General features: G+C 52.7%; 10 protein-coding genes. 4 read left to right on the top strand and 6 right to left on the bottom strand.

Annotation, left to right across the window (positions count from 1 at the left end):
- Positions 1-60: 60 nt before the first annotated feature.
- The 3 genes from JE47_RS0117145 to JE47_RS0117135 form a co-directional block, all read right to left on the bottom strand.
- The gene (locus JE47_RS0117145; protein ID WP_031460931.1) at positions 61-2,577 is read right to left on the bottom strand and encodes an arsenate reductase (azurin) large subunit; all 2,517 of its coding nucleotides are present in this window, start codon (positions 2,575-2,577) and stop codon (positions 61-63) included.
- A gap of 12 nt (positions 2,578-2,589) precedes the next feature.
- Complete coding sequence (locus tag JE47_RS0117140) at positions 2,590-3,243, bottom strand: arsenate reductase (azurin) small subunit (RefSeq protein ID WP_031460930.1); 654 nt, start codon at positions 3,241-3,243, stop codon at positions 2,590-2,592.
- A 482-nt stretch (positions 3,244-3,725) separates the two neighbouring features.
- On the bottom strand, positions 3,726-4,361 hold the full coding sequence (locus tag JE47_RS0117135; protein ID WP_031460929.1) for a response regulator transcription factor: 636 nt from the start codon (positions 4,359-4,361) through the stop codon (positions 3,726-3,728).
- 684 nt (positions 4,362-5,045) lie between these two features.
- On the opposite strand from JE47_RS0117135, the gene JE47_RS0117130 reads away from it, so the two are divergent.
- The 4 genes from JE47_RS0117130 (at position 5,046) to JE47_RS22485 (ending at position 9,940) form a co-directional block, all read left to right on the top strand.
- Positions 5,046-7,760, top strand: coding sequence for a cation-translocating P-type ATPase (locus JE47_RS0117130; RefSeq protein WP_031460928.1), 2,715 nt, complete (start codon positions 5,046-5,048; stop codon positions 7,758-7,760).
- Between the two features lie 644 nt (positions 7,761-8,404).
- A complete protein-coding gene (locus tag JE47_RS0117125) occupies positions 8,405-9,040 on the top strand; it encodes a NotI family restriction endonuclease (RefSeq protein ID WP_330216977.1) in 636 nt (211 codons plus the stop codon).
- A 3-nt stretch (positions 9,041-9,043) separates the two neighbouring features.
- Entirely contained in the window at positions 9,044-9,478 is a 435-nt protein-coding gene (locus JE47_RS22290) for a DNA adenine methylase (protein ID WP_236631281.1), read from the top strand.
- A gap of 15 nt (positions 9,479-9,493) precedes the next feature.
- Entirely contained in the window at positions 9,494-9,940 is a 447-nt protein-coding gene (locus tag JE47_RS22485; RefSeq protein ID WP_330216978.1) for a DNA adenine methylase, read from the top strand.
- A gap of 216 nt (positions 9,941-10,156) precedes the next feature.
- On the opposite strand, the gene JE47_RS0117115 is transcribed toward JE47_RS22485, so the two are convergent.
- From JE47_RS0117115 to prmC, 3 genes are read right to left on the bottom strand one after another with little or no spacing between them, the layout of a single operon-like run.
- Entirely contained in the window at positions 10,157-11,101 is a 945-nt protein-coding gene (locus tag JE47_RS0117115; protein ID WP_051871196.1) for an alpha/beta fold hydrolase, read from the bottom strand.
- Positions 11,098-11,748 carry a hypothetical protein gene (locus JE47_RS0117110; RefSeq protein ID WP_031460925.1) on the bottom strand — a complete coding sequence of 217 codons (651 nt, stop codon included), beginning with the start codon at positions 11,746-11,748 and terminating at the stop codon, positions 11,098-11,100. Before JE47_RS0117110 ends, JE47_RS0117115 begins: the two co-directional genes overlap by 4 nt.
- Positions 11,749-11,800: 52 nt before the next feature.
- Entirely contained in the window at positions 11,801-12,658 is an 858-nt protein-coding gene (gene prmC, locus JE47_RS0117105) for a peptide chain release factor N(5)-glutamine methyltransferase (RefSeq protein ID WP_035419802.1), read from the bottom strand.
- Positions 12,659-12,805 lie beyond the last annotated feature (147 nt).

The raw sequence follows: 12,805 nt of genomic DNA, 5'->3' as shown, positions 1-12,805 counted from the left end.
AGCGCGGGAGGGAAGGGGGCCGGGGGGAAGGTGAGGGGGAAATCGGACAACGACGGGCCGTTACACCACCTTATCAAAATCAAAATTGGTTGGCTTGTATGTCAGACGTGCATCCAGATCGGCGAGACGGCCAATGCGCTGCAAACCTACGGCACTTCCTTTGTAGTACGGGATAATGACCGCCGGGTCAACATACGGTGTGGTCAGACTATTCGTAGTCGCCCGCGGGTGAGCAAACAGCATAAAGATCACACCCGGTTTAACACTGTTACTCACTACAGTGTATGCCATTGTCTCGCCGTAGTCGTTGAACAGGCGCACAATATCACCTGGCTGGAGACCCTCCTTCTTTGCGTCCTCTGGACTAATCTCGATGTATGGCAATGGCGTTCGTTCGGCAAAGAAGGGCATGTTCATGTCGTTGTAGAGAGTCTGCCAGTTATTGTTGCGCCCGTTAGTCATGAAGTATGGATACTTGTTGATCTGCTCCTGGACGATGGCCGGGAATCCGGGCCACGGCGTCGGCAGCATCTTGGCCTTGCCACTTTCGGTGTAGAAGGGTTCACCGTTTTCAAAGAAACGTACCCGTCCCTGCGGCTTACCGTTGACAATAGTTACCGGGGTCTGAATACCGTTGTTACCGGCTGCCTTGAGGAAGGCGTAATCAACACCCTTGTATCGTTCAACACTGGCCTTCACGCCATCGGCAAACGACTGACCACCTTCCAGGAAGACTTCTTCAGCCGTTTTCCACTCGAAACCGCTGAATCGTTGAGCGATGTCGGCATTACCGTCAGCTTGGGCCAGAGCTTTGATACGCTGAGCCAGCATCCCCAAAATCTTCCAGTCTGGCTCGGCGATACCTGGTGGGTCCATGAACTTCTCGTACAGCCGCAAACGACGTTCACCGTTGATTGACGTAATCGGACTTTCGCCCCAGGCTGCTGCTGGGAAGACCACGTGGGCATGCTTTGCCGTCTCGGTGGGGTAGATGTCTTGCACGATGATAAACAACCCACCTTGCTTGACAGCATCGAGGATAGCCTGTGCTTTCGTTGCATTGTCAGCGGCGAAGTTGGCATCAAGTGCATCTCTGACCAGCTTCCCACGGGTTTGTAACGTCTCGCGCATGCGCTGCGCATTGAGGGTGGTTACCGCCGGGTTGCACCCAACGACGTAGAAGACATTCCCCTGCCCCTGGCTAAGCAGATCATCAACATACGGCGCGGGGCGTGGGCCGGGGTAGCCAGGGCGCACATATCCTTCCTGATGCCCTCCCAGGCGACCACAACCTGTACCAGGTTTGCCAAGGTTGCCGGTCAGGAGTGTCAGATTGACAATACTACCGATATTCTCGTAATTCTTCAATCCCCAGATAACACCCTTCTCGTACAGGAAGATTGCCCGCGGTCGAGTCCCATCGCTCTTAGTCTCGGCAATCCAGCTTGCAGCCTGCTCGATCTGGGTGCGTGACAGGCCGGTGATTTTTTCGGCTTCGGCCAATACCTCATCGAGACTCTTACTGATCTGGAGACTCTGATCGAGGAAGGGCTGCACCGTTTCCGCTTCGACCCGGTTGGCGACAAAATCTTTATCATGCCATTGCCGTTCGTAGACGACCCGTGCGATCGCGTTGGCCAGCGCAATATCGGTGCCAGGGTTGAGTTGCAGATGCAACACCCGATCCTTTCCGGCGGCCTGCTCGCTAACGACCACTGTGGCCGTGCGTCGCGGATCGATAATGATGATCCGGCCGGGGCCAACCTGTTCGCCTGGACGAGCGTCCTTTTTGGCGTTTACCGTTGTGCCCTGGATATTCGGGAGCATATGGACCAGGTAGAAGTTTGTGTGAGATTCGTAGGAATTAGCGCCCCATAACACGATGGTATCGGCGAGTTCAGCATCGACGTAAGCATAATTGAGTTCAGGCACCCCCATGTCGCGCGAGGCATGAACTTCAGAATTGTACGCCGGACGGTTGTGGATCGAGCAGTTGATCGTCTGGACGGCGTTGAAGAAGAATTTCCCAACCGCCCAATTGTTCTCAAATCCACCGCCGCCGCCGCCGTGGTCAAAGATTTTCATAAAGATCGAGTTGTTGCCGTCGCGCTGGATACTGCCATAGATAACGCGCGCTGCCAGATCTATCGCATCGTCCCACGTTGTTGGTACCTGCTCGGTGGCGCGGTAGACGAGGGGATGGGTTAGACGAACATGGGTTGGGCCGTCTGGCCGATAGAGGCTGCTGCCGAGTGAACCTCCACGCGCCGAGTGTTGTCCCTTATTGACCACACATTCCTTGTCAGGGACGATAGCAATATGATAGCGACGACCATCACGCTCGGTAATGATCGAATGATGAGCAGGGGCAATCCAGTTACCACTTAGCGGAGCGACCTGTTTGGTAAAATCTACTCCCAGCGCGTTCTGATCGGGAAGCAATCCTCCTGAGCGTCCCTCTGGCCACTTGTAGACATGATAGCCACATCCGACAATGCAATAATGGCATACGGTTTGATATTTTTCAGCATCGACCGGCGGTAACACCAATCGATCGGCTGGACGGTACACAGGCATAGTCTTTCCCTCCTATAGCTCAGTCAGGCTGAGATTATGCGGTCGTCCGTAGATCAGTCCCTGCACCCCAACTGCGTAAATATCCTGGCCCTCTACCTCTAGGATAATGCGTGGTAGATTCTGGGTCGCTGGCCCACTAATGAGAATCGCGTCGGCTTCAGCATCGAAATGGCTGTAGTGGCACGGACAGACAAAAATTTTGGTGGCCGGATCGTAGTTCATGGGGCATCCCATGTGGGTGCATAATCCGCTGTACGCCACGATGTCTTCGTCTGGTCCCACGCCGCCAGGAACCTTTTTCCCTAGCTTGAGAACCTGGATCGGAGAAAGCTGGTCAGGGTAGGTGGCACCGAACACTCCATTTTTCAGATCGTTGAGGGTCGCGATCTTCAGGCGTGGGTAGGGTAAGACCTCACTGATCAGCGGGACCTCAACCTTTTCGGTAACGACAACCGGTGATGGAGCCGGAGCCGGTGTAGGAACCTGCGCTTGCGGAGCTGACGTTGGTGGAACGGCGGTTGGTGCGGGTGGCGGAGCGGCACACGCGGCCAAGATGGCAGCAGCGCCGCTGACTGAGCCTAGTTTGAGAAAACTCCGTCGGTCGAGACGCCCCTTCGTCGGGCGATCGGTCTCCTCTTCCGGGAGCCTGACCTCTTGATCTGTCATAGATCTCACTCCTCGCTTGCTAAGGAATCTGATAGCTTTAGGATATTCGTAGTATAGACTACTGATCTCAAAGAGGTGAAGATCCGAAATGGTCAGATTAACGATCCAAAGAGGTCAATAAGTAGGGGTGATGGCGACTGGCGCTTGGCGCCAGCCCAGAACGATGGCCGTTTCGGCAGAGATGACGTCCTTCCGGTCAGGTTATCGCCGTAAATCGGCTGCCCTCCCGGTTATGAAGGAGGCAAGACGTTCCATATAAATACCGTTAGAGTTGTTGAGAATAATAACGAGCGTTGATCTATAGCTGCATTCATTTGTGATGATTTTTCAGGTAACGCCTGTTTGGGATATTTCACTGTATCTGCGATACAGGAACCGGTTGTACACTCCCTTGTGCAAAAAGACCGGTGGGCAGGGGGCATGGTTGGGTGTTGTCGCCGTGCACTGCAATTCCCTTCCTGATAACGGCTGGCGGGAAGCCCTCAAATCCATCCACGACGTACTGCCTCGGCAACTAGTTGAGTACGATTCCGTACCCCAAGGAGCTTGATCAGTTCTTGAATTCTACGTTTGACCGTTACTTCACTCATATGCAACATTGTCCCAATTTCGGCTGTGGTTGCACCATTGGCCAGTGCTCGTAGCAAGCGTAGGGCACTTTCATCATCCGCTAACGCCTGCCGTAAGCGCTCGCGCTGTAGCTCAGCGACATTGGTGAAGAGTACCCCAACCAGATGTGGTGAGATGACATATTCACCGCTGGCGACCGTGCGGATGGCATCAATAATGGCGGTGTACGCGCTGTGTTTCAAGAGAAAGCCACGTGCTCCGGCTTCGATAGCCGCGATTACGTAATCGGGTTCGTTATAGTTGGAAAGTACCAGGCAGGCTGGCGATGGCGATAGTTCGCGCATTTGGCGCAAGACGCCAATGCCATCGACGCTGGGCATACGTAAATCGATAGTGATAACATCAGGTTTTAAGGTGGTTGCTAACGAAACCACTTTGGTGCCGTCATCGGCTTCCCCAACCAGTGTCATATCACTTTGCTGACGAATGAGACTGCGCAGACCTTCGCGCACAATCGGGTGATCATCTACAATGAGAACCCGAATCACGCTCTCCTCCTTCGGTAGGCTTAGGACGACCAGATCGGTCTGGCCGAGGGTTAGCTATCATTCTGCATCAGGCTGCCGATTGTGTTCCTCACCCTGAGCACCCTTGCAATAGGTTTTTTATGCGTTTGAAGTTAATTAATTATACCTGAAACTACCTCTTTTGTTGGCTGCAAGAGCAGGCAACCAGAGATTTCTGTTCGGTTATCGAAGGTGATCGGACGATGTGCTGCGGAGCGATACCGACGAACCACACGCCTCCGCTGCCGATGATCCCTGAAGTCTGCCATGACTTAAGTCCACTACCGGAAGGCTTCAACTGTCGCATCTTCTTGCAAGCGGCAGCGAGACGCTTCCCCGCCCGTCCGCCCTATATTTCCTTCATCACCATTGCCGGTTCGTGAAAACTTGCCAATCCCTGGTGCGGGCCTCTGACCTGCATCTCGCAGTGTATGGCCAGAGAGCTGTGTCTGGCGCATCAGTATGCCATCTAGGATCGGTTTTCAACCCACGATCATCGCCGAGAGAAAGACGTTGCAACCCTCTCAACCGGCGCTATCCGATGGTTGGTTAGCAGATTGACTCGCTGCACCGCTTGTATTGCCGATAGTGGCGTGCTATGCTCGAAGGTAGCGAGACTGTACATATTCATCTTGGCTTTACCGCAGCTCGTTAAGGAGCTATCTCATGGCAATACCGAACGTTGAGCATCGTCAATCACCGTTGCTCTGGCATGCACTCGATCTACCTGCTGTATACACTGAACTATACACTTCACCACAGGGCTTGACCGGTGACGAAGCGGCGCGCCGATTAACGCTGTACGGTCCAAACGAACTGCAAGCGACGACTCGTATTTTACCCTGGACAATTCTGCTCAATCAATTCAAGAATATCCTGATCATTATCCTGCTAATCGCTACTGGCCTGTCAATACTCCTTGGGCACGGTATCGAATCGATTGCCATCATTGTCATCGTACTCTTCGCTGTTTTGCTCGGCTTTATTCAGGAATACCGTGCTGAGCGAGCAATTGAAGCGCTCCGGCAGATGGCAGCTCCCAACGCCACTGTCTTGCGTGATGGCCGTGAGCAGGTTGTACCGGCTCGCACACTGGTGCCTGGCGACATCGTGCTCTTGCGTGCTGGCGACCGTGTACCGGCTGATCTGCGCCTGATCGAGGCAGTTAATCTTCAGATCGAAGAAGCTGCGCTTACCGGCGAGTCACTCCCGGTTGAGAAGACTGCCGCGATAACCTTACCGCTATCAGTACCCGTCGCCGAGCGCAAGAATATGGTCTACGCTGGAACTTCGGTCAGTTACGGACGCGGACGTGGCATTGTCGTGGCGACCGGCATGCAGACGGAGTTTGGCACGATTGCCACGATGTTGCAGACGATTGAAACCGGGCGAACACCGCTGCAAGAGAATCTCGACCAGGTTGGTCATACGCTGGCGCGCGTCGCGTTGGTCATTGTGGCTGTTATTACTCTGCTCGGCTTCTGGCGTGGTCAGCCACTGGTCGAGATGATCATCTTTGGGATAGCCTTAGCCGTCGCCGTTGTTCCTGAAGCCTTACCGGCAGTAGTGACTATCTCGCTGGCAATCGGAGTACAGCGCATGGTGAAGCGGAATGCGCTGATGCGACGCCTGCCAGCAGTGGAGACGTTGGGGAGTACGTCGGTGATTTGTACCGACAAAACCGGCACACTGACGAAAGACGAGATGACGGCCCGCCGGGTGTTTGTTGCCGGTCGTTGGTGGGAAATTACCGGTTCCGGTTATGAGCCGGTCGGTGAGTTTCGCTGTGACGATCACCTTGTCCTGCCCGATGAGGCAGTTTGTCAGTTGTTGCGCGCTGCTACGCTTGCTTCCGATGCACGGGTTGTCTACCGCGATCAGCGCTGGCAAGTACAGGGTGATCCGACCGAAGCGGCGCTGATCGTAGCTGCGATGAAAGCTGGTCTGGTTGTTGATGACCTGGTTGCCAATGCGCCACGTGTGGCCGAGATTCCGTTTTCTTCGGAAACCAAACGCATGATTACCCTGCATCACGAACACGGGGAGACGGTTGCCTACGCCAAAGGGGCACCAGAGGTCATTGTGGCCGCGTGTCATCATTGGCTGGCACCACACGGAGTCGCGCCGCTGAGTCTGGCTGACCGGGAAACCATCTTACAGGCAGCGCAAACAATGGCTGAGTCAGCTTTGCGGGTACTGGCAATTGCGACGAAAGCACCGGCTACCCTGAGCGATGCCGAGCACGATCTAACCTTCCTCGGCTTAGTCGGTATGATCGATCCACCTCGTCCCGAGGCGAAAACAGCTATTCAGACCTGTCAGACAGCCGGTATTCGGGTCGTCATGATAACCGGTGATCACCCGTTAACTGCGGCTGCAATTGCTCGTGAGCTGGGGTTGCTTGTCCATGGCAGAGTCATTACCGGTAATGAACTCGATACCTTAAGCGATGAGGAATTTGCACGCATAGTCGACACAATCGACGTGTACGCCAGAGTAGCGCCGGTGCATAAGCTGCGTGTAGTGACGACCCTGCAACAGAAAGGGTATGTGGTAGCGATGACCGGTGACGGTGTGAATGATGCACCGGCGCTGAAGAAAGCTGACATCGGGATTGCAATGGGGATTACCGGTACCGATGTCACGAAAGAAGCTGCCGCAATGACCATCACCGACGACAATTTTGCCTCAATTGTGGCAGCGGTCGAAGAGGGACGACGAATCTTTGGCAATATCAAGAAGTACTTGATGTATCTGCTGTCATCGAATATCGGAGAAATTACCCTGATGGCCAGTGCTACGCTTGCCGGCTTACCCCTGCCGCTAACTGCCGTTCAAATTCTATACGTTAATCTTGCAACCGATGGTTTGCCAGCGCTCGCGTTGGCAGTTGATCCTCCTGACGACGATCTGATGCGCCAGCTACCACGTGATCCGCGGCGTGGTATCTTCACTCGTCCTATCGTTGGGCTGATGGTCATCGGTGGGTTGTGGTCGGCGTTGGTCAATATCGTGCTCTTTGTCTGGGCATTACAGAGTGGGCGTGGCATCGTTGAGGCGATGACGATGACCTTCGTTTCGTTGGTGTTGATTCAGTTCTTCAAAGCGTATAACTTTCGTTCCGATCACCTTTCGGTGTTTCATCGCCCCTTTGCGAACCGCTGGCTGAATCTGGCGATCCTGTGGGAAATGCTCTCGTTACTGGCCATCGTCTATCTGCCTTTCTTGCACGAGCCATTTACTACCTTTCCGCTATCACTGATCGACTGGCTCGTCATTGTTGGGGTGGCTTTGAGCGTAGTGCCGGTTCTTGAACTAGCGAAATGGGTCTTACGTCATCGAAAACCTGCCGAGACGGTGGTTAGGGTGTCTGATGGTTAGGCAAACATCTGACATGTGTTGTTTCGCCGATCATACCTGTCAGCGCACGGTAGGGGCGGATTCCCTCCCTGCTCCTCGCTGGCAGTTGAAAGGAGGGATTTAGGGCGATTTGAGGCATTGGGACGAGTTATAAAGCGGCATCCACGGTTTCTCATGAACGGGCCGTGCAGAGTTGGAACTGATGGGCAGTAAGTGGCGCCCCGCACGCATCAATACCGGGTGTGAATGCAGGGTACATGCACCACGTATTGCATGGTATCGGTACAAACATAAATAAGCAATCAAGATATGTTGTAAAATCGTAGTACATAGCGGTTTAGTTCAGACCTCGATCAGCAATCAGCCGGGCAGTGTACCTTGAGGTAGAAGTTCTGCGCTGATGAGCGAGTGCTCGAGATTGCTCCAAGTGTTATTCAAAGACGGTCAAGGTATTGGACAAAGCAGAATCTTCAGGTAGGACGTGCAGGATGCATAAGGGACAGCCATTAGCTGAGGTCTTCGGTTACCTCGTTACAGACCAAACCGAAATAGCGAAGCGGTATCGTTCTCATCGTCTCTGCCCCTTCAACAATAAAGTACCGAACTGTACCAAAGACAAGGCAAGGAACCCGCTTGGCGTCTGTAGTATCAATCATGAGAACTAGGTGGTCATTACCTGTCCAATCCGCTTCCGCCAGGATTGGATCATTACCGACCATGCCGCTTCTTTCTTCTTTGCGGAGGGAGTGAAGTGGACTTCTCTCACTGAGGTTCGTCTAAACGATGCGACAGGTAAGCCCGCCGGCAGCATTGATGTGGTGCTCGTTGCCTATGATGATGCCGGTAAAGTCGTTGATTTTGGCGCCCTTGAGATTCAGGCTGTCTACATTTCTGGGAATGTTCGCGAACCATTCGAGTATTATATCTCTTCTCGAAAGCGACTTGTTCCGCAGCTTGTTTATAAGGGTGGAATCTTACACAGTTGGAATAAGAAAATCGCCGTAGCGCTGAACCGAACTTTTTTTGCTACTTTGCCCACGCTGAAACAAGTTCCAAAGGATCAAGCTGATATTGCATGGCTGGTCTACGATCTAAAAATTCATGCGGACGACAATCATAAACCTGGTCGATACTACCTTACAAAAGTGGATGAGATTTTTACCGATTTCGAGTCGGCTTTGCTTTCTATCACCACACCGCTTCCTGGGCAGATAGGGGATTTCATCAAGTTGCTCCAGGAAAAACTTGATGAACACCTGGAAAATCCGCCAACGAATCAGACCATGGAGAGGCCGTTTTGAACTATGACAAAGCAGCAACAGCTCCCATTGTTTCCTGAACTATCTGACGATAAACCTATCTTGCGTCCGGTAAATGTTGCTTCTGTCCCTCAACGAAGCCCTTTCCGCTATCCCGGTGGAAAGACGTGGTTTGTGCCGGCATTTCGACGCTGGATGAATAGTCTGAAGTACAAACCACGTGTGCTTATAGAACCGTTCGTCGGTGGCGGTATTATTAGCCTTACCGCTCTCTTTGAACAGTGGGTTGAAACGGTCGTGATGGTTGAGTTAGACGATGAGGTTGCATCAGTCTGGCAAACGATTGTTCGTGGTGATGCTGAGTGGTTGGCTCATCAAATCGTGACATTCCAAATGACGAGAGAAAACGTTGAAGCGGAACTTCAGCGGGTTCCGACAACAACAAGAGAGAAAGCATTTCAAACGATTTTGAAGAACTGAACGTTACACGGCGGAATCCTCGCCAAAGGCTCTCGCTTTATCAAGCATGGCGAGAATGGGAAAGGAATTGGCTCTCGATGGTATCCGCAGACCCTTGCGCAGAGAATTATTCATCTCAGTCATATTGCGAGCAGGATTGACTTTCGTCACGATGATGGACTGAAGGTGATGATGGAGTTTGCTGACCGCGAGGATGTCATCTATTTTATTGATCCCCCTTATACTGCTGGTGGCAAGCGGGCAGGGAAACGACTCTATAAACACCACCAGATTGATCATGAGAATTTGTTTACCATATGCGAGACATTCACGGGTAACTTTCTCATGACATACGATGAGTCAGAGGAAGTAAAAGAAATGGCCCGCAGGCATAAATTTCAGATGCGTTTAATACCGATGAAAACTGCTCACCATACGACAATAAGAGAAGTAGTTATTGGAAGAGATATAGCGTGCTTATGAGCCTTATCGTCATGACCGGTGATGATGAGCCACCAGCGTACACGATGATACGTGCGAGTATCTTCACCCCTTCGCGTTTCAGGTAAGCATTTCGCTGTCGCTTATCTTTTCGTATTGGCGAGGCTGTGGGATGATCTATCACACGGTAGGGTACGACATCACTGCGTCCCTACCGTCGTTATACTCGCACAAACCGGTAGGTTCATCTCGTATCTCTCAACTTCCGGCAGGTGGTGCAGATCGAGGGATAGTAGTAACCGGTGGCGGCATGACCTCGTGACTACTGGCAGTTACTTGCGGGTTTTCGTCGGTTGACGAAGCTGGTGATGTTGGTTGTGGTGGGGAAGGTGTGGGAGGCGACGTCACTCTGCGCGTTGGCACAATGGGATCGGGTTGTTTGAGAAAGTCGAGCAGGATTGCGTGGAATTGTTCAGCTTCATCAACGAATGGGAAATGACGGCTGTGTTCCATCCGTACCACTTGCGCGAGAGGAATATGCGTAAAAAGCTGGAGCTGGTTTGGATTGACAATCTCATCACGGGCGCCGTGTACCACTAATGCTGGCACGCGCAAGTTGTCTAACAGTGGTGTGAGGTTGGTACGCCACATTGAATGGATAGCGGCGCGAATAGTATCGGCTGTTGATTTAGTGCTATCTTCCAATACTTCATTCACTTCCGGATCGAGCGAATCGCCGAAGAAGAACCGGAAGAGTGACCGGCGCAACCATGGTCGGCGGGCAAAAAATTCGGCAAAGAATGGGCGATCAACCAGTTTGAGCATCCAGGATAACGAGTTGCCGTCGATCGGTGCACCGACTGTCGCCACGCGAGTTATCCGCCCAGGATGCTCGATGGCGGTCTTCATTGCGACCATTCCCCCCATTGAATGACCAACCAGCGCAGCGCGCTCGATGCCCATTGCATCGAGAAAACGGATGACCTGGTTGGAATATCCCTGGATGGTAGGCATGTCATTTGTGCGCGATTCGCCGAAACCCCAAAAATCGAAGGAGTAAGCTCGGAACTGTTGCGCGACAATCTCCATCGTCGTATACCAGTAGCGCCAGCTTCCCAACCAACCGTGAAGGAAAACGACAGGCTTACCGCGGCCAAAGACTTCGTAATGCACCCGTTGATTATCAATAACGATAATACTCATACTGGCCTCACCGTTGAGGAAGAACTTGCTGATCGTGCCCGCAGTTGCGCAACATTGGTTTCACGTTCGTGAAGAGAGCGGCGTAATCGCCACTGTAGCGTCGCAATATCTTCGGAAATGCTGCGTAACTGGGCCATTTCCTGTTCCAACTCTTCCAGCAGGGTGCGAGCCTGTAGCCCCACCGAAACGTTGATTCGTTCAACCGATAGTTGTGCCAATCGTTCCTGGATTGCAGCCAGGAGACTGAGCAGGTTCGCCCAGGATTCATTCTCGGCGACATCGCGGTGACGTTGCTGTTGCCCGCGATGCTCAATCCAGCGCTGAAGCTGCTGATGGAGCGCAGTGATACGCTCTTCTAACTGTCGTATTGATTGTACGTCAACTTCACTCGCTACAGCGTGATTTTTTGATGCTGTCATCAATTGGGCGAGTTGTTGCTGCAAATTGGTTATCGCTGTGCTTAGTTGGGCCTGTCGCTGCATCACCGCTTCCTGTTCGTTGAGCATATCGAGCAACATATCACGGAGTTGTGCAGCTTCGCGAGCACTTCGACCGGCTTGTTGCTGAAAAAGATGTGGTACATACCAGAGCAGAATAAAAAGTAAAGTGATAATGGCTATACCAAGCGCGATAAAGAATGTTGTCATGGTCATCCTCCTCCATCCATAGTATACGTTTCATCTGTACCCATGGACTAGATCAGAGGATGACATCTCGATTACGCGCCCGCACAACTCGATCATAACCGGCCAGGTCGCGCTGTACCGTTATTTCAGCCTCTGGTAGTACCTGGCGTAGCAAGTGTGTCACAGATGACGCTTGCCAGGCGCCGATTTCTAATAATATTGCACCACCAGGTTTCAGATAGGTCGGAGTCGCCGGGATCAAGCGACGATAACAGTCGAGACCATCGGCGCCACCGTCAAGGGCAAGGTGTGGTTCGTGCCGATATACCCCTTCGTCGATCTCGGCCAAAATCGTGTAGGGTGGATTGCTGACAATCAGATCAACGGCTGTGGGGAGCGGTTCACAGAGATCGCCATGCAGCAAGATGACCCGTTCGTGCAGGTGATAGCGATTGACATTAATGGCTGCCACTTCTAGCGCTTCAGTACTCAGATCAACGCCGTAAATGGTGGCTTGAGGCAGATGCTTTGCCAGTGCAATTGCGATAGCACCACTCCCAACGCCAATATCGGCGATGGTAAGTGGTTTGTTGCCGTAGCGTTGGGCCTCTTTGATGGTTAGCTCAACCAGTAATTCTGTTTCGGGACGTGGAATGAGGACACGCCGATCAACGAAGAAGGTAAGACCAAAAAATTCACGCTGACCAATCAGATAAGCTACCGGTTCGCACGTGGCACGACGTTCGATCAGGGCGTTGAACGTTGCCTGTTGTTCCGGCGTGAGGCGCTGTTCCCGTTCGGCAACTACTCTGGCGCGAGACCAGCCCAAAACATGGGCGAGCAGGAGTTCAGCATCAAGCCGGGGTGTTGACGAGAGCGAATGCAAACGCCTGGTTGCCTGGTAGAGTGCCTGTTCAATCGTGAGATTCATCATAGACAACTGCGGCCTGTGATAAAGGTAGCTGATGTTCTTTCTCATCTGATATTACCACGAGTGTACGAAAGCAGCGGTAGATGCCTGAGCGGAGGTCTAGCGATGTTCACCGTTGTCGGACACCCGTCACCCGAGAGCCTGGGA

Source organism: Chloroflexus sp. MS-G, assembly GCF_000735195.1.
Classification (GTDB): domain Bacteria; phylum Chloroflexota; class Chloroflexia; order Chloroflexales; family Chloroflexaceae; genus Chloroflexus.
Note: the sequence above shows the minus strand (reverse complement) of the source record. Positions and strands in the feature narration are given on the sequence as shown.